Here is an 18,015-nt window from a genome sequence, read left to right on the forward strand (position 1 = left end):
CTGAAATACTTCCGTAGCGCAGGGCCGCCATTTCTGATGGCCCGGCAACCGCGCATCCGCGGGTCAAGAGTTAACGGAGGTGACAATGGCTACGAGATCGAATGTTTCGCCAGGTGCACACCTGGCCCATCAGAAAAACGTTCTTTTCCGCGAGTCTGAAACCGAGGCTAAGGCCGATGTACTCGGAATGGTCGCAATGTCTTGCGGCGCCGGCGTCGTCGTCACGCTGCTGTTTGCATTCTATGGCCTCGATCTAAGCATCGGATTCTTCTGAGAGGCTCGGGACGAAAATTTCGAAAGACCCATCATCTTCAACGCGTATTGCGCAACATATCAACTCAAAGGACGACCAACATGGCGATCACAGCCTCTTTTTCTGCTCGGACCGGCACGCTATCAGTGATTGGAGACGGACTGGATGATAGCATCGTCGCCAGCCGCGACGCAGCAGGCACGATTCAGAATCAACAACGGCGCGGTTACGGTCCTTGGGGACACGCCGTCGGTTGCCAACACCACGCTGATTCAACTGTTCGGCCAAGGCGGCAATGACACGATTGCAGTCGACGAAACCAACGGTGCAATGCCCGCCGTACAGCTGTTCGGCGGGGATGGCAACGACACCCTGATCGGAGGCTCCGGGAACGACCTGCTGTTCGGCCAGGCCGGCAATGACACGCTGCTCGGCAAAGGCGGCGACGATCTGCTGTTCGGTGGCGACGGCAACGACACGCTGATCGGTGGCGCCGGCAACGACCAGATGTTTGGACAGGCCGGTAACGATCGCATGATCTGGAACCCGGGAGACGGCACCGACCTCATGGAGGGTGGCGACGGCAACGATACCGCCGAAGTCAATGGCGGCAACGGGGCCGAAATCTTCACGCTCACCGCGAACGGCAGCCGCGTGCGTTTCGACCGCATCAGCCCGGCGCCGTTTTCGCTCGACATCGGCACCACCGAGAATTTCGTGCTCAACATGAACGGCGGCGATGACGTCTTCACCGCCGGAAACGGTCTCGCCAACCTGATCAGCCTTACTGTCGATGGCGGCGCCGGCAACGACACCATCACCGGCGGCGACGGAAACGACACGCTGCTCGGCGGCGATGGCAATGACGTCATCACCGGCGGCCGCGGCAACGACGTTGCACGCCTCGGCAGCGGCGATGACACTTTCGTCTGGAATCCAGGCGACGGCAGCGACACGGTCGAAGGCCAGGACGGCACCGATACGCTCCAATTCAACGGGGCCAACGTCAGTGAGAGCATGAGCATCACGGCCAATCACGGCCGGGTCAAGCTCACCCGCGACGTCGGCGACGTCACCATGGATCTGAACGGCATGGAGCATATCAACGTCGCGGCTCGCGGCGGCGCCGACAACCTCACCGTCGGCGACCTCACCGGTACCGGTGTTACCCAGGTCAATATCGACCTTGCGGCAGTGCCCGGCAGCGGCGTAGGCGACGGAGCAGCCGACACCGTGACCGTCAACGGCACCGCGGTCAATGACAGCATTCAAATAACTGGAACGGGAGGTTCGGTCACCGTGGCCGGCTTGCCGGCGACGGTCACCCTTACAGGCGCGGAGGGCGCAAACGACCGGCTCACCGTCAACGGCGGTACTGGCAACGACGTCATCAGCGCAGCCGGTCTTGCCGCCGGAAGTGTGCAGCTCGTGATCGATGGCGGGGCGGGCAATGACAACATCACCGGCAGCGCCGGCGCCGACCGTCTGATCGGCGGTGACGGAAACGATACCGTGATCGGCGGCCGTGGCGACGACGTCGCCGACCTCGGCAACGGCAACGATACCTTCATCTGGAATCCAGGTGACGGCAGCGACATTGTCGAAGGTGGGGCCGGCACCGATACGCTGGTCTTCAACGGCGCCAACATCAACGAGAACATCGACATCTCCGCCAATGGCTCGCGGGTGAGGATGTTCCGCGACGTGGGCAATGTCACCATGGACCTCGGCGGCATGGAGCACATCCACCTCGCCACCCTCGGGGGCGCCGACACCGTCAACGTCGGTGATCTCTCCGGAACCGACACCAAGCAAGTCGCGGTCGACCTGTCGGGCATACCGGGCACCGGTCAGGGCGACGGCGTTGCGGATACCGTGAACGTCAACGGCACCGCCGGCGACGACAAAATCAGTCTCGCCAGCAGCGGTTCATCGGTGGTCGTCAACGGGTTGGCGGCGCAGGTGACAGTCAACGGCACCGACACCGGCCTCGATCAGCTCGTCGTCAATGGAGGTGCCGGAAACGACATCATCAACGCTTCCGGGCTCCACGCCGGGCAGGTCAACCTCACCGTCAATGGCGGTGACGGCAACGACATCATCACCGGCAGCGCCGGCAACGACACCGTCACCGGCGGCCGCGGGAATGACATGGCCTCGATGGGAACGGGCGACGACACCTTCGTCTGGAATCCCGGAGACGGCAGCGACACGGTCGACGGCGGCGCGGGCAACGATACGCTCGTGTTCAACGGCTCAAATGCCAACGAGAGCATGGAGATCTCGGCCAATGGCAGAGGGGCGACGCTCACCCGCGACGTCGGACAGGTCACGATGAATCTCACCAACATCGAGACCATCGATGTCAACGCCCTGGGCGGCGCGGACACCATCACGGTGGACGACTTGTCCAAGACCAGTGTCAACCACGTCGCCATCGACCTGGAGTCGACGCCAGGCAGTGGCGTCGGCGACGGCCAGGTGGACACGGTCGTCATCAACGCGACCAATGCCAGCGACGTGATCAACATCAGCGATAACAACGGTGTGGTCACGGTGACGGGTCTCGCCAATGACGTGACGATCACCGGATTCGAGTCAACCGATCGCCTCGTCATCAACGGCCTTGGCGGCGATGATGTCATCAATGGGACCTCGCTCTCAGCCAACGTACAGCTTATCGCCAATGGCGGCGACGGAGATGACGTGCTGATCGGCGGTGCCGGCAACGACACCCTCAACGGCGGGGCGGGGATGACGTTCTGATCGGCGGAGGAGGTCAGGATGTACTCGACGGTGGACCTGGCAACAACATCCAGATCCAGGCGCCGGTGAGCCGAGGCGCCGCGGTTGCGACAAGCTCGCCGGCTGCGAGTGCCGCCCTGCTTGGCCAGTTCATGGCGTCGAGCCTGGTCTCGGCGGGAGAAGGTCACGATGCGGTCCCGATCGCCGCTCCCTCGGCGACCCAGCAACCGCAGCTCGCAGTGCCGCACGCCGCCTGAGCCGAAACCACTTCGCCCTGGAGAGCACCATGAAAATCGAAACCAACCGCCCGACACCGACCGATCCAGGTCTCGAGGCGCTTGTGACGCTGCTGCATCTCCAGGGCGTCGCGGCCGATGCCGCGCAGATCGCGCATCGGCTCGGAACGGACAAGATCGGCGCACCGGAGATGCTCCGATGCGCCAGGGATCTCGGCCTTAAGGCACGCGCCTACCGAACCGATTGGTCACGGCTGGGTGGCACGCCCTTGCTCGCCATCGCATCGCTCCGCGATGGCGGATTCCTGCTCCTCGCCAAGGCAGGCGAGGAAAGGGTGCTGGTGCAGTCGCCGCTGGCGCCCCGGCCTGTGTTGATGACGCGGGACGAACTCGTATCGGTCTGGGATGGTGGTCTGATCCTGATGGCCCGGCGCGCCGGATTATCGGATATCACCCGGCGGTTCGACATCACCTGGTTCCTCGCCGCGATTCAGAAATATCGACGTCTCTTGGGCGAAGTCTTGGTCGCGTCGTTCTTCCTGCAGCTGCTCGGCCTGGTCTCGCCACTGTTCTTCCAGGTGGTCATCGACAAGGTGCTGGTGCATCGTTCTCTGAGCACCCTCGACGTCCTTGTGCTCGGGCTGGTGACGATCTCGGTCTTCGAAACCGTGCTGGGAATCCTGCGCACCTATCTATTCGCGCACACCACGAACCGCATCGACGTCGAACTTGGCGCGCGGCTGTTTCACCATTTGCTGGCTTTGCCGATGGCGTATTTCCAGGCGCGGCGGGTCGGCGATTCGGTGGCGCGGGTCCGTGAATTGGAAAACATCCGCAACTTCCTCACCAGCTCGGCGCTGACGCTTGTCATCGACCTGCTCTTCACCTTTGTCTTTCTCGGGGTGATGTTCGTCTACTCGCCCTTGTTGAGCTGGATCGTGCTTGGCTCGTTCCCGTTCTACATCGCGATATCGGCCGGGGCGACACCACTGTTCAGGCGACGGCTGGATGAGAAATTCCGCCGCGGCGCCGAGAACCAGGCGTTCCTGGTCGAGAGCGTCACCGGAATCGAGACGCTGAAAGCAATGGCGGTCGAACCGCAGATGCAGCGCCGCTGGGAAGAGCAACTCGCCAGCTACGTGGCCGCGAGCTTCCGGGTCTTGAGCCTCGGCAACAGCGCGAGCCAGAGCGTGCAGCTGGTCAACAAGATCGTGATGGCGAGCCTGCTCTATTTCGGCGCCAGGCTCGTGATTGACGGCAGCCTCTCGGTCGGCGAACTCGTCGCTTTCAATATCCTGGCCGGTCGGGTGAGTGCGCCGGTGCTGCGTCTCGCACAGATATGGCAGGATTTTCACCAGGCGCGCCTGTCGATCGCCCGGCTTGGCGACATCCTCAACACCACCGCCGAGCCGACCTACTCGCCCGGTCGCGCGCGGCTGCCGGCAATCCGCGGCGATATCAAATTCGACCACGTCTCGTTCCGCTATCGCATCGACGGACAGGAGGTTCTGCACGACGTCTGTTTCGATGTGCCGGCGGGCCAGACAATTGGTATCGTCGGCCCTTCGGGATCGGGCAAGAGCACGTTCGCGAAACTGGTCCAGCGGCTGTACGTTCCGGAGCGAGGCCGCGTGCTGGTTGACGGCATGGATCTGGCGATGGCCGATGCCGCCTGGCTGCGCCGCCAGATCGGCGTAGTGCTGCAGGAGAACGTGCTGTTCAACCGCTCGGTCCGCGACAACATCGCGCTCGCGGATCCGGCGATGCCGATGGAGCGCGTGATCGCTGCGGCGCGGCTGGCGGGCGCGCATGAGTTCATCCTCGAACTGGCCGAGGGCTACGATACCGTCGTCGGCGAGCGCGGCTCGACCCTATCTGGCGGTCAGCGCCAGCGCATCGCCATTGCACGCGCGCTCGTCACCGATCCACGGATCCTGATCTTCGACGAGGCAACCAGCGCTCTGGACTATGAGAGCGAGCGCATCATTCAGCACAACATGAAGGCCATTGCCAACGGGCGGACGGTGCTCGTCATCGCGCACCGGCTTTCGACGGTCCGGACGGCGGATCGCATCGTCACGCTGGATCGGGGCCGACTGGTCGAGGACGGCAGCCACGAAACATTGATCAAAAGCGGCGGCCGGTATGCGTCGCTGCATCGGTTGCAAGGAGGCTTCCATGAAGTCAACTGAATCAGTGTTGCCAGCTGGGCCCACGCCACGCGTGGTCCCGTTCCGGTCTCCGCGACACCAGCGCGGCGAAGAACTGGCATTTCTGCCGGCTGCACTCGAGATTGTGGAAACGCCGCCGTCGCCGATTGGACGCGCCATCGCGACCACCATCATTGTGCTGTTCTGCACGGCGCTGCTGTGGGCTTGGTGGGGCACCATTGATATCGTAGCGGCGGCAACGGGAAAAATCCTCCCCAGCGGCCGCACGAAGATCGTGCAGCCGTTCGAGACCGGCGTGGTGCGTTCGATCCGGGTCCAGGATGGGCAAACGGTCAAGGCCGGCGACGTCCTGATCGAGCTCGATCCGACGGCTAACGAGGCCGAGCGCGACCACTTGCACAACGATCTGCTTGCCGAGCGGCTCAACATCGCACGATTGCGCGCGGCGCTTTCCGACGGCGATAATCCCATGGGCGAATTTGTGCCGCCGAACGGCGCAGAGCCCGAGCTGATCGGCACCCAACGCCAGCTTTTGCTGAACCAGGTGACCGAACATCGAGCCAAACTCGCAGCACTTTTCCGTCAACAGGCGCAGAAGGAAGCTGAGCAGGCGACCACGGTAGCAACGATCCACAAGCTCGAGACGATCATTCCCGTGATCCAGTCGCGCGTCGAGATCTGGAAGACGTTGGTCGAGAAAGAGCTGGGCTCGAAGCTGAGTTATTTCGAGGTGGTACAGCTGCTGGTCGAGCAACAAGAGGAGTTCAATGTGCAGAAGAGCCATCTGCATGAGACCGAAGCCGCCGTTGCCGCCATTCGCGAGACGCGCGGTCAGGCCGTGGCCGAATATCGGCATACCCTGTCCGACGAACTCGCCAAGGCCGAGCAGAAGGCCAGCGGGCTCGCCCAGGATCTGATCAAGGCGGAGCAGAGAACCAGGCTGCAGCTGTTGACCGCCCCGGTGGACGGCGTCGTGCAACAACTCGCGGTTCACACGGTCGGGGGCGTGGTGACGGCAGCGCAGCCCCTGGTGGTGGTGGTGCCGAGCGACAGCCAGCTGGAGATCGAGGCCATGGTGTCAAACAGCGACATCGGCTTCGTTCGAGCCGGACAACAAGCCGAGATCAAGGTCGATACCTTCAATTTCACCCGCTATGGCCTGTTGCATGGCCAGGTCATTTCGGTGTCGCAGGACGCCGTAATTCGTGACCGCCAGGACCGCACCGGTGAACGGCCGCTCGCGGCTACCAGCGAATCCAGTGAGCCGAAAGGTCAGGAGTTGAACTACAGCGCGCGCATCTCGCTCGACCGCACCCGAATGCAGATCGACGACAGGATGGTCAACTTGTCGCCCGGCATGGCGGTGACGGTCGAGATCAAGACCGGATCGCGGAGCCTCCTGAGCTATCTTCTGTCGCCGTTGCGCCGCTATCGCCAGGAGATGCTGCGCGAACGCTGAATGCCGGCTGCGTTAAGGATGAGGTCGAGACATAACCATGTTTGGATCTAAACTGGAGAGAATCGATGATTGGTGTCTTAAAACTGACGGTCGCCGTGGTCTGCCTCGTCGGTGCCTGGCTGGTCGCCAAGGTGTCGGCGGAGAGTACTGGATCGATCGTCGCGCGCGCCGGCGCAGTGATCGCAACATTTCATGCCGAGGGCGCCCAGATCTACCAGTGCCGGCCGGAGTCCGAAAAATATCCGTCGGAGCCTCGCGCGCTCAGCTGGCAATTTCGCGAGCCGGTTGCCACGCTCATCGCCGACGGGAAGTCGATCGGCTTGCACTCTGCCGGTCCGAGTTGGGATCACATCGACGGCAGCGGCGTGAAGGCCAGAGTGGTCTCCGCCGCGCCCGGCGAGACTGCAAACGACATTGCCTGGCTGAGGCTTGACACCATTGAACATCGCGGCAGCGGCGTACTGTCCGAAGCCGCGACGGTCGAGCGCATCAACACCAAAGGTGGCATGACGCAAGGACCTTGTGAAACTGCAGGCGCTTATCTCAGCGTTCCCTATTCCGCTGACTACGTTTTCTTGCGCAACAACAGCTGACCGGGGGCACCAGACAACAGCGGGGCGGGGCTACAGGAACTGTGCAGAGGCCATTTCGGTTTGCAAGCTGGGACTCGAATTTCCGCGCTTGCACCGGAAATCCGTGCAGCGACGATTCCGACCTTCTCAGGCGTGCCCGCCGGACTTACCGCGCTGTGCCTCGGTGCCGCGATGGCGATCCTGATAATTTCGTTAAGCCAACGCTCGGAGCCGCGGGCCCTTCCAGCATCAGTGCCACGTCGCAGGCAGGCCGCGGCTTGCTGAACAGAAGGCACTGCCAGTCGGTTCGCGCTGGCCCGCCTAACCGCACATACGAAGGCCGCAGCGGGAGGTTAAATCGCTGCGGCCCGCGCAGGTCAAAAAAAGCCGGGTTAAATAGACAAGTGAAATATGGACCAGCCCCGGGATCTAAAAACCTACTCCGTCATGTGTCCGGTGCAACATAAAATCGTTGTTTCCATTAACGGAACCGGGTTGCTGTTGCAAAATGGATGACAGCGCACTTGACATGGACGGGATGCACGCCCGATCGCCGAGAAGCTCCGTCGCAACCGCCTCAGTCGGCGTGCTCTTAGGTCTGTCGATCTATGTTAGTTCGCGGGCGGCTCCAGCGTGACAGGGTGTTCCCAACGGGGAACGAGCACGATGGACTACCGCGCTTACAGCCAGGACGGACATATCAGTGGAGTCCAAGAGCTCGACTGCGCTGACGACGATGAAGCCAAGGCGAAAGCCACCCAGATGCTCGACCGCCACGATTTGGAATTGTGGCAGCGAGATCGGCGCGTCGCTGTTTTGAAGCGCCATACAAGGCAGTAAGCCTGCCTCGGTTGACAGCCACCAGGGTTTTCGTTTTGTGCTTACCTTGAGGTAGATCAAGGTATCTAACAGGGCCCGGAACACATTGCGAACGCAAACTTTCCGCCTGCGGAACACAAGGTTAAGGCCGCCTCAGTTGGGCCGCCTGTTTCTGTGCGGCGGTTTACGGAATTCAGTAGCGCCGATAGTATCGATGGGCATAGGGCCGACGAACGACGACTACGCCGCGGCGATAGGCAGGACGATAGACCGGGCGGGTTCGGACGCATCCGTGCCGACCGCACACCAGGGCTACTGTCTCAACGCTCGCGATGTTTGATTGTCCAAGCGGAGCAACGGGCATCGCCGATGCCGTTGCAATTGAGAATGCGGTCCCACCGAGAACGGTCAGTGCGGCAAGTGTAAGTTTCATCCATCCTACTCCAGCGGAGCCCATCCCCGCTAACCAGCCTTAGACGTTCGTCCCTGAACCTCGGATGACCAAGCGCCCCAGCCTTGCGGGCGCGGGTACCGGTGGATGGTGGTCCGCTTTTTTGACCCAGCAGACGTTCGTGGTGAGCTCTTAACCAGTGTTTCTGACCGCCTCTGCCAGCATGGAGTAGAGCTGCTGCTTGCTGAATTCCTTGGGCTGCTGCCTCTCCGCTGTGTTTCGCGACACCTTCCGTGCGACTGAACGGGCGCAGGCTGCCGACGACGTCGGCCTCAGCTTCAGGGGCGGCCTTATCTTGGGCGTTGCCGTGGGCGGCTTGTGGCCACGCTTCAGCCCCAGACGGGTCAACATGCCGCAAACAGCGTTACGACTGCACCCGAGATGACGCGCTATCTGCGCGGCGCTCTGTCCTGCGGACCAGCGCCTGTTGAGGAGCGCTATGTTTTTCGCATCCCAGCCCATGCGAGATATTATAGCGTGGACTGCCGAACACGCTAGGCTAGTCTTCATCCGGCTCGCGCACGACCGGCGGTTCGTCAGCGTCATCTTCCTCTTCGTCGTCTTCGTCCTCGTCGTCTTCATCGGGATCTCTTGGTGGCATCGCGGTGCCGACGAACGTTGTCGAGTAGGTCGCTGGGATGGAAAATGCTTCGGAGGTGTGTTGCTTCATGTTGCTGCTCCGCAAACGCAACGGGGGACATCAAGTCGACGACATGAGCAAGGCGGTGGCATCCACCACGCAAATGACAGCGTTCAGCTACTTTATCCCCGAGGACTCATTCGGCTCTATGTTCACCAAAACCTTGCCCGTGGTGATTTCGGGAACTCCAAGGTCGAGGTCATGTAGACTTGCTTGAACAAACGCCAGTATCTTGGCGTTCGCTGCATTGGCGCTTTCTCGGTCGTCAAACATCATCACGGCGATGCCAACACCGTCACCCGCATCCAGCACATGGTAAGATCTGAATCCGTGCGATTGCCTTAGGATCTGGCCGACACCGCTCTTGGCGCGGCGAGCGGCGTCCGCCACCGAACGAACCTTGGTATACTTGCGAATGACCATGTACATGAGGCCACCACGAGCCACACGCCCCAACGCATCAAAGCATATCGCTCCCAGTCGGACTATGTCCAACTTCCGAGATGGGCCACAGTGTCCGGTTGGGCGGACCGGGCACCGCGCGCCTTCTCCAATCGGTCCTCCTCGCCCTGCACGTGGCGGCGAGGTGCTGAGGCTCAGGAGCCCTCGAACTTGAACGATACGTTGAGCTTGGCGCGATAGGCTTCCACTTTCCTTTGTCATCCAGCTGCATATCGAGCTTGACGACCTCTGCAATGCGAAGATCTCGGAGAGATTTTGCAGCTTGTTCGACCGCATTCGCGGCCGCCTTCTCCCATGAGTCGCCGCTTGTACCGACCAGTTCAATGACTTTGTAGACGCTATCAGGCATGTTGTTATTCTGTCCGGTATGACGCAGGAAATCTAGCATGAGGGTCTCGACGCGGATACGTCTCGGGGGATGCTACCCGGAGCCGCGAAGGGACAAAACTGCACTTGGCCGGAGGGCAGCTTTTGTGAAGGTTTTCGGATGCCGGCCCCATGACGGTGTTGCCGCGCACACGAGGGCCGGCGTCCGAAAGCCTCCAAGGGAGGAAACCGCGGGTGAGGCATGTGGGTGGCGCGGCGTGGGCTATGGGGATTTGCGTGCCGCGGATGATGTGTTTGATTGGAATTGAGCCGGTTCGGCGAGCTGGCCGAGGGCGGAGCAGCTCATGAATGAGGGGCCTGCCGCGTTGAACGGGGTGGATTGGCGGACGATTTGCGGCGGCTGGCGGATATCTGGGCGCGCTCTGCCATGGCCGGTCGAGAGGCAGCGCGCGCGATAAGCCGTTTTGCGGGATTGTGACGCGGTCATGAGGTGTCGATCCTGATGCGGTTCGTTGGAGCTGTTGGCCGATGTCGTGGCGTAGCACCGCGCTCGAAGACCTCGATGACGACCATGCGACCGCCGCAGCATGGGCAGCTCGGCTTGGTTTGATCGGCGGCGGCAGTGATGGGCTGACCTTCAGAATTTGCAGCGGCGAGCAGCTCACGCGCGCGAGCGATGTTATCGGCGCGGGTGCCACTGGCGAGCAGGCCGTAGTGACGGATGCGGTGGAAGCCTTGCGGCAGGACGTGGATGAGGAAGCGGCGGATGAACTCGCTGCTTGAGAGTGTCATGAGCTTCTGGCGGTCGCGACCCTCGGCGCGATAGTCCTTCCATCGGAAGGTGACGCCGGTGCGGTCGCAGGCGATCAGCCGGCTGTTTGCGATGGCGACGCGGTGGGTATAGCGCGATAGATAGGCCAGCACAGCCTGTGGCCCGCCGAACGGGCGCTTGGCATAGACCACCCATTCGGCTCGGCGCAGCGGCGCCAGATAGGCTGCGAACGCCTGCGGGTCGGCGAGAGCAGCATGGTTGCCGAAGAATTGGAGGCGGCCGGCGTTGTGGGCGGCGATCAGCTTCTCCAGCAACAACCGGCGGAACAGGCGCGAGAGCACGCGCACGGGGAGGAAGAAGCCCACCCGGCACGCCACCCAACGCTCGCCGTCGAGCGAGATGCCGCCGCCCGGCACGATCATGTGGACGTGCGGGTGATGGGTCATGGCCGAGCCCCAGGTATGGAGAACCGAGGTGACGCCGATGCGGGCGCCGAGGTGTTTTGGGTCGGCCGCGATCGTGGTCAAGGTCTCGGCCGAGGCTTTGAACAGCAGGTCGTAGATGGCGGCCTTGTTGTGATAGGCGATGTCGGCGATCGACGCCGGGAGCGTGAACACCACGTGATAGTACGGCACCGGCAACAGCTCCGCCTCGCGGTCGGTGAGCCAGTCCTTCGCGGCGGCGCCCTGGCACTTTGGGCAATGGCGGTTGCGACAGGAGTTGTAGGCGATGGTGGTATAGGCGCAGTCCGCACAGCGCGCGACATGGCCGCCGAGAGCGGCCGTGCGGCAGCGCTCGATTGCTGACATCACCTTCAATTGCTGGAGGCCGACATGACCGGCATGGGCTTTGCGCCATGCCGGGCCATGGTCGCGGAAGATATCCGCAACCTCCAAGGCCGGGCGCGACATGCGCGCCAGGTCAGCCGGGCGGCCGGTCCTCCTTCAGTTTGATCGCGATGTGCTCCAGCGGGCTCATGACCTCGCTGATCGTCTTGGTGGCGACGCGGGTATAGAGCGCCGTGGTGTCGAGCTTGGCGTGACCGAGCAGCACCTGGATCACGCGGACGTCGATGTTCTGCTCCAAGAGGTGGGTGGCGAAGCTGTGCCTCAGGGTATGCAGCGACACGCGCTTGTGGATCTCGGCCATTTGGGCGGCGGCATGACAGGCGCGATTGAGCTGCCGTGTCGTCATCGGCTGGGCCGGATCGCGGCCTGGAAATAGCCAACCCCGGGGCCGCGCCGCCCGCCACCAGGTGCGCAGCAGATCGAGCAGCAGTGGTGAGAGCATGACGTTACGGTCCTTGCCGCCTTTGCCCTGCTCGACGCGAATGATCATTTGCTTGCTGTCGATGTCGGCGACCTTGAGCGAGATGACCTCGGTGGCGCGCAGGCCGGCGCCGTAGGCCACGCTCAGCGCCGCCTTGTATTTGAGCCCGGGTGCGGCATCGAGCAGCCGCGCCACTTCCTCGGGGCTCAGCACCACCGGCAGCTTGCGAGGCTCGTGAATGACATGCGTATGCTCAACGATCTCGTGGCGCCTCAGCGTGACCCGGAAGAAGAACCGCAGTGTCGAAACCGTCTGATTGATGGTCGGCACACCAACGCCGCTCGCGGCCAGGTGCAGCTGATAGCGGCGCACGTCTTCGAAGCTCGCCGTATCCGGCGAGCGCTCGAGAAATGCGGCGAAGTTCTTGACCCTTTGCACGTAGTCATGTTGGGTCTTCGGGGCCAGCCTGCGGATCGTCATGTCTTCGATCATGCGCCGGCGCAACGGGCTCATTGCCTCGTCGGTCATGGGGATGCTCCTGTCTTGAGTGAGGTTGTTGCAACCCCTCATCTCAAGACAGGACGCCTCGTTGCGCTATCCCTCAGCCGTGCTGCCGGCCGTCGTGCCCTACCGCGCGAGCGGTTTAGTCCTGTGGCCGCAGCTAACCTGCCGAGCAGCGCCATCATGTCCGCTCATGGCGTGCAGACGGAAACGGGTCCGATTGGCTGTCACTTTTCTGTTTGACCCAATGTATGGTCCGGCCGTGCGTAGCAAGAAGATTTCGTCGGATTGGCGGTGAGCGGTCTTGCATCAATCTATATCCGGCCTCTGATTGGAGCGTGTCGTGCTCCGGGGCCATCATGGCTATCAGCGCGTGCGCGTGCGTTCTCATTAATGGACAGGCCTCGATCGAGCTATTCGGGTCACCAGTGTTCGCATGCGCCGGGAAGACCGAATCTCCATCTCGTCTCATCCTCTCGCAGACCTCGGCTGGAAACTGTTGATAGGGTTACGTCATCGCCTGCTCCTCATATCGCGCAGTTCCTTTGTTCGAGCCAAGGGCCGTTCCTTCGTCCCGGCCCGCAGAGCGTCGATCGCGTCGCGCGCAGGGGCGGTCAAGGCCGGCCGGCGCTTGGCTTGCGGCTGGCTCCGGCGTGGCCAGGCTGCGCCTTGACCGCGCCGAGCACGGCGCGAGGATCAAGCGGGTTGGACGCCTGCATCGTCGGTCCTCGTCAGTTCGAAGGCGCGTCCTTTAGCCAGCACCGCCCAGGCGATGCGGGCAAGCTTGTTGGCGAGCGCGATCGCCAGCACGTTGTGGTGCAACCGCCTCTTGGCGGCTTCGATCCAGGATTTGAGCCCGTAACGTTCCCAGTTCTTTATCCTGACCAGCACAACCCATGCCGCCTGTACGAACAGAACGCGCGGGTAGCGATTGCCGCGCCTCGAGATTTTGCCGAGGATCGTGCGATCTCCCGTCGAGATCTGCTTGGGCACCAGTCCAAGCCAGGCGCCGAAGTCGCGGCCTTTGGAGAAGACGTCTCCAGTGCCGATAGCCGCCACCATGGCACTCGAAATGATCGGCCCGATGCCAGGCACCGTCATCAGGCGCGAACAGGCCTGATCTTGACGGGCCAGTGCCTCGATCTCGCCGGGGCGGGGCAGGAGCACGGCCGGACCATCCCATTAGGGGGCTGGCAACCTGCTATAATCTTTCGCCTTTTTCTGTCACGCCTTTCGCGCTGTCCGCACGAACTCCTGGATTTTATGTGCTAAGGTAAGCAATTCTCACGCGATGAGACGTCAGATGAGGCGACGGCAATTTCTAACTCTTCTCGTGGGCGCAGCAGCCGCTCGGCCGATTAGAAGCAACGCACAACAGCCTGCAAAGCGACCCGTGATTGGTTTTCTGTTGGCAGGAACACAATCCTCCCATGGTGCATGGGTAGCCGCATTCACCCAGCGCTTGTCAGACTTGGGTGGATAGATGGACGGAACGTCACGATCGAGTATAGGTGGGCAGCGGGCGACGTTCAGCGAACTACGGAATATGCGGCTGAACTCGCGCGACGGAAAGTCGACCTGATCGTCACGTCGGCGTACGGCGTCGTGGCCTCCAAAGAAGCAACGTCACCATTCTTATACGCGCTGCCACCAAGCTTTCGCGCTCCTGGCGCTCCTACTAATTGCCTCGGCTCCCGGTGCTGGATAGCGGAGCCCGTGGCGAAAGCCAAAACTTCAAAAACTGATCAACGCGCTGGCTAACGTCGGCTCTTGGCCCAGGCCGTGTGAAAGCGTTCTGTTTCCGGTGATTCGCGCGATAGGATTCCCCGCACTTGCGGGGAGGTCCGATGAAGCGCTTTGTTGAAGGGGTGGATAGCGGGCAGAGCATGCTGTTTCCGGCATCGCTCGATGACTATGTGACCGTGGATAATCCAGTGCGAGCGGTCGACGTGTTCGTCGAGAGTCTCGATCTCGGCAAGCTCGGGTTCATCGGCGTCCAGCCATTCGACACGGGCCGACCCAGCTATCACCCCGGTACGATGCTCAAGCTTTACATCTACGGCTATCTCAATCGAGTTCCGTCGAGCCGGCGCTTGGAGCGGGAATGCCAGCGCAATATCGAGATGATTTGGTTGACCGGTCAGCTGACGCCGGATTTCAAGACGATCGCTGACTTCCGCAAGGACAATGGCAAATTGGGGCGCTCCTTCTTCGGGCGCGGTTTAGGTTTCCCCTTTCGAGCAGGCCTGCTGCTTAACCGTGTGGTCGTAGACGCGCCCCTGGAGTCGGTACATTAGCAGGTTCAGCGCAGGCTGCGTGATGGCCGGCGCCATCCACGAATGCGAGGAGCACGGCTGGGCGAAGGACCGCGCCGATCCGCACGCGCGCGAACGGGCCTTCGATATCGCCAGGCGCGATCCGCCCGAGAGTTCGTCCCCGGCGCAGGCCGCCGCCGAGATCCACGGCGTCCTTGGCTCCATCGGCGATACCTGCCCGGAGTGTCTGTCTGATTGCTGAGCATCGCCTGTCTGCGCCGGACGCCCCCAAAGCGCCGAAGTCACCGTCCTCGCTAAGCAGGGGCCAATCAGCTGCAGAGGGCCTGGTACTCCGGGCTATTCGCGCCGCCTAGGCGGGCTGGCCCAGTCTTCTCGCGGTGCGACCGCTCCTGACGGCTAGGGGCGCAGCGCCCCCTCCCATTGGAGCGGCATGCGGAACGTGAACCTGGTCTCCGCTTCGGACGAAGTAACCTCGATCGAGCCACTATGGGCCCTGGCAATCTCGGCTGCGATGTAGAGGCCAAGTCCGAGCCCTTGCGAGGGCCCGTGCGCCTCTCCCCGATAGAACGGCTGAAACAGGCGCTTGCGCGCCTCTTCCGGAATGGCCACCCCGCTGTTAGCCACCGAGAGCTCGAAGTGTCCTCCGCCGGCACTTGAATCGACACGCACAGGCCGGTCCGGTGCCCCGTGACTGATTGCATTGCCGAGCAAGTTAGAGAGCAACTGGGCGATGCGGGCCGGATCGCAGAAGACCGGTGTCTCGACCTCGAAATGAGTCTCGATGCTGCGATCCGGATGGGCCGCGGCCAGTTCCGCCACGACGTGGTCGAGCACGGGCTCGATGGCGGTGATGGCCTTCGACAGCGAAATTCCTCCCCCGAGGCGGCCCCGAGCCAGGTCCATGACGCTTTCGATCATTTTGGCCATGCGGCCCACGCTGCTCTGCATCATGGCCTCGAGCCGGAGCGCGTCCTCCGGCGTCTCGGCCTTGAGCATCAGACGTGCGCCGGCCGCGATCGATGCGAGCGGATTACGCAGGTCATGGCCGAGGACGGCGATGAACTGCTCGCGCAGTTCGGCATTTTCACGCTCCTGTCGCAGGCGCTCTTCCAGAGCCGTCTTGAGCTCCTCGCTTTCCTTTCGGGCGTCGATCAGCCCGCGCTCAAACCGGCGCCGGTCGGCAGCCCGCATGATCGTAAGACGCGTGAACAGGAGCGCATCGGCATCGGTCCGCCGCTCACGGGCGTTGGCGATCGCCGGCAACCGTGCACCACTCTTGGTAAGGAGATCGAGCGCGAACTCGTCGAAGAAGCCCTGCATGCGCAACAACGGAGCCACGTGCGTCTCCAGGAATATGCGCCCCGCCATGTTCAGGAGATCGCTCAGCCGCATCCCGGGCAGGTCATCTGGCGCGTAGCCCGTCCAGTCCGCAAGAGTCCGATTGGCACGATCGATGCGGCCATCCGGACGAACGGAGAGGTACCCGCAGGGCGCGTTTTCGTAGAGGTCTTCGAAATCGGTATCGGCAGGATGATTGTTATTCACTCAGACGAAATCTCGGATTGCGGCGACGACCTCTTTGGGGGCGCTCAGGTTCGGGCAGTGGCCGGTCGCCTTCAGAACGACCAGTTCGCTATTCGGGATGTTGCGTTGGACGTATGCACCGACCTGCTGCCCAGCGATGATGTCTTCGCTGCACTGGAGAATCAGCGTGCGCGCTTTGACCTTGGACAGGTCTGCGCGGTTGTCGGAGAGGAAGGTGACCCGGGCGAATTCCTTGGCGATGGCGGGGTCAGTACGGCAGAAGCTGTTGGTTAGTTCCGCGCCAAGCTCAGGCCGGTCGGGGTTGCCCATGATGGCAGGAGCCATCTGCGCCGACCATCCCATGTGGTTCTCCTCCAGAAACGAAAGAAGCTCTTCGATCTGCTGCGCGCTGAAGCCACCGACATAGTCGCCATCGTCGATGTAGCGCGCCGAAGGCCCCACCAGCACCAAGCTTTCGAAGAGTGTCGGATCGTTGACCGCGGCAAGCACTCCGATCATCGCACTGACGGAATGCCCCACGAATACGGCATCCTTCAGGCGCAGCGAGCGGCCGATCTCGACGACGTCATCGGCGTAGCCGGACAGCGTCGAATACTTTCGATGGTCGTAAGCGGTGAGGTCCGAACGGCCGGCTCCGACGTGGTCGAATAGCACCGTGGTGAAATCCGACTCGAACGGCGGCGCCACGAAGCGCCACATGTTCTGGTCGCACCCGAAGCCGTGGGCGAACATCATGGCCCGCTCACCGCGGCCGCGGACCTGCACGTTATTTCGGAATTCGACGGACACCTAGACCACCCTTTCGCGTGGGGCGTGGATTATTATTTTGAGGCAGCTTAGGGCCAAAGTGGCCGCAGCGCATTCGTTTTTCTAGGATGGGAACGAACGCAGGCGGGTGAGGAGACCTGACGTGGCCTCCACCGATTGCACGGGCCCAAAGGGTTTGGCCAACATGACGCTTTGCGGCACGCCCTTGACGGACCACCGATGCGCGCTATCTCCGGACACGTAAAGGATCAAGCAAGTTGGATCGTTCTCACGCGCGACACGAGCGAGCTCCATCCTGGCGCGGCCAAGCCCCAGCCCCCAAGAATCGGGGCCACCTCATTTCGGTCGGCTTTAGTCGCCCTGCGGATTTTTGGTCGCCATAACTTGCGTGAATCTCAGGTTGGGAAATTCTAGGCGTCATGGCTGCATCGCTGGGGGAGATCTCCGATCTTCGATGCCGAAACCACCGCGCCGCTGCCCGCAGTTCTCGAGGAGGTCTGCCAGAACGTTTGCCGCCGTGAGACCACCGCTCGCACGCACGTCGCCTCGAAAATCCTCAAAGCCGCGACCCGTGGCGAGACCGCGATGTCGAACCTGAAGCAGGTCGGTCGCAGGGCCCTGGGCGAGGCGCCCACGATGTGGCCATCGCAGCCGAACAGGAGGCCGAGCCAGGAGAGCGGCGCGAAGAGTTCCTGATCGAAGCTCGGTCGAGTGCGGAAAGGGGCGCCCAAGAAGCGCCCTGCGATTTC

General features: G+C 62.3%; 16 protein-coding genes and 2 pseudogenes. 9 read left to right on the forward strand and 9 right to left on the reverse strand.

What is annotated here, in order from left to right:
- Positions 1–85 precede the first annotated feature (85 nt).
- The 7 genes from ACTGJ9_RS11670 (at position 86) to ACTGJ9_RS11700 (ending at position 8,276) form a co-directional block, all read left to right on the forward strand.
- Entirely contained in the window at positions 86–274 is a 189-nt protein-coding gene (locus ACTGJ9_RS11670) for a hypothetical protein (RefSeq protein WP_456677171.1), read from the forward strand.
- A 144-nt stretch (positions 275–418) separates the two neighbouring features.
- Complete coding sequence (locus ACTGJ9_RS11675; protein WP_456677172.1) at positions 419–3,019, forward strand: beta strand repeat-containing protein; 2,601 nt, start codon at positions 419–421, stop codon at positions 3,017–3,019.
- Positions 3,019–3,255 carry a hypothetical protein gene (locus ACTGJ9_RS11680; RefSeq protein ID WP_456678503.1) on the forward strand — a complete coding sequence of 79 codons (237 nt, stop codon included), beginning with the start codon at positions 3,019–3,021 and terminating at the stop codon, positions 3,253–3,255. The genes ACTGJ9_RS11675 and ACTGJ9_RS11680 overlap by 1 nt, the downstream gene beginning before the upstream one ends.
- Positions 3,256–3,284: 29 nt before the next feature.
- Positions 3,285–5,426, forward strand: coding sequence for a type I secretion system permease/ATPase (locus ACTGJ9_RS11685; protein ID WP_456677173.1), 2,142 nt, complete (start codon positions 3,285–3,287; stop codon positions 5,424–5,426).
- The gene (locus ACTGJ9_RS11690; RefSeq protein WP_456677174.1) at positions 5,413–6,864 is read left to right on the forward strand and encodes an HlyD family type I secretion periplasmic adaptor subunit; all 1,452 of its coding nucleotides are present in this window, start codon (positions 5,413–5,415) and stop codon (positions 6,862–6,864) included. The genes ACTGJ9_RS11685 and ACTGJ9_RS11690 overlap by 14 nt, the downstream gene beginning before the upstream one ends.
- 65 nt (positions 6,865–6,929) lie before the next feature.
- Positions 6,930–7,457 (forward strand): DUF3455 domain-containing protein, encoded by a 528-nt coding sequence (locus ACTGJ9_RS11695; protein ID WP_035969062.1) that lies wholly within the window; start codon positions 6,930–6,932, stop codon positions 7,455–7,457.
- 645 nt (positions 7,458–8,102) lie between these two features.
- On the forward strand, positions 8,103–8,276 hold the full coding sequence (locus tag ACTGJ9_RS11700) for a hypothetical protein (protein ID WP_198034903.1): 174 nt from the start codon (positions 8,103–8,105) through the stop codon (positions 8,274–8,276).
- A gap of 562 nt (positions 8,277–8,838) precedes the next feature.
- On the opposite strand, the gene ACTGJ9_RS11705 is transcribed toward ACTGJ9_RS11700, so the two are convergent.
- The 7 genes and pseudogenes from ACTGJ9_RS11705 to ACTGJ9_RS11735 all read right to left on the reverse strand — a co-directional run.
- Positions 8,839–9,288, reverse strand: coding sequence for a GcrA family cell cycle regulator (locus tag ACTGJ9_RS11705; RefSeq protein ID WP_369721251.1), 450 nt, complete (start codon positions 9,286–9,288; stop codon positions 8,839–8,841).
- The gene (locus ACTGJ9_RS11710) at positions 9,206–9,376 is read right to left on the reverse strand and encodes a hypothetical protein (RefSeq protein WP_198034902.1); all 171 of its coding nucleotides are present in this window, start codon (positions 9,374–9,376) and stop codon (positions 9,206–9,208) included. The genes ACTGJ9_RS11705 and ACTGJ9_RS11710 overlap by 83 nt, the downstream gene beginning before the upstream one ends.
- An 87-nt stretch (positions 9,377–9,463) precedes the next feature.
- Positions 9,464–9,775 carry a hypothetical protein gene (locus ACTGJ9_RS11715; protein WP_027520182.1) on the reverse strand — a complete coding sequence of 104 codons (312 nt, stop codon included), beginning with the start codon at positions 9,773–9,775 and terminating at the stop codon, positions 9,464–9,466.
- A 31-nt stretch (positions 9,776–9,806) separates the two neighbouring features.
- Positions 9,807–10,196, reverse strand: a complete 390-nt coding sequence (locus tag ACTGJ9_RS11720; protein WP_456677175.1) for a dodecin family protein — start codon at positions 10,194–10,196, stop codon at positions 9,807–9,809.
- 422 nt (positions 10,197–10,618) lie between these two features.
- A complete protein-coding gene (locus tag ACTGJ9_RS11725; RefSeq protein WP_456673553.1) occupies positions 10,619–11,818 on the reverse strand; it encodes an IS91 family transposase in 1,200 nt (399 codons plus the stop codon).
- Positions 11,819–11,828: 10 nt separating this feature from the next.
- Positions 11,829–12,704 carry a tyrosine-type recombinase/integrase gene (locus ACTGJ9_RS11730; protein WP_456673554.1) on the reverse strand — a complete coding sequence of 292 codons (876 nt, stop codon included), beginning with the start codon at positions 12,702–12,704 and terminating at the stop codon, positions 11,829–11,831.
- A 669-nt stretch (positions 12,705–13,373) separates the two neighbouring features.
- Positions 13,374–13,826, reverse strand: a pseudogene (locus ACTGJ9_RS11735) (IS110 family RNA-guided transposase); the annotation flags it as partial.
- A 698-nt stretch (positions 13,827–14,524) separates the two neighbouring features.
- Between ACTGJ9_RS11735 and ACTGJ9_RS11740 the strand changes: the two are divergent.
- A pseudogene (locus ACTGJ9_RS11740) lies at positions 14,525–14,872 on the forward strand (transposase); the annotation flags it as partial.
- A 97-nt stretch (positions 14,873–14,969) separates the two neighbouring features.
- Positions 14,970–15,194: a hypothetical protein gene (locus ACTGJ9_RS11745; RefSeq protein ID WP_051448451.1), complete on the forward strand. Its 225-nt coding sequence runs from the start codon at positions 14,970–14,972 to the stop codon at positions 15,192–15,194.
- 155 nt (positions 15,195–15,349) lie between these two features.
- On the opposite strand, the gene ACTGJ9_RS11750 is transcribed toward ACTGJ9_RS11745, so the two are convergent.
- Positions 15,350–16,498, reverse strand: coding sequence for a PAS domain-containing sensor histidine kinase (locus tag ACTGJ9_RS11750; RefSeq protein WP_456677176.1), 1,149 nt, complete (start codon positions 16,496–16,498; stop codon positions 15,350–15,352).
- The gene (locus tag ACTGJ9_RS11755; RefSeq protein ID WP_027520179.1) at positions 16,499–17,287 is read right to left on the reverse strand and encodes an alpha/beta fold hydrolase; all 789 of its coding nucleotides are present in this window, start codon (positions 17,285–17,287) and stop codon (positions 16,499–16,501) included.
- Between the last annotated feature and the right edge of the window lie 728 nt (positions 17,288–18,015).

The sequence above is a fragment of the Bradyrhizobium sp. RDM12 genome, from assembly GCF_051917485.1.
In the GTDB taxonomy this organism is placed as follows: domain Bacteria; phylum Pseudomonadota; class Alphaproteobacteria; order Rhizobiales; family Xanthobacteraceae; genus Bradyrhizobium.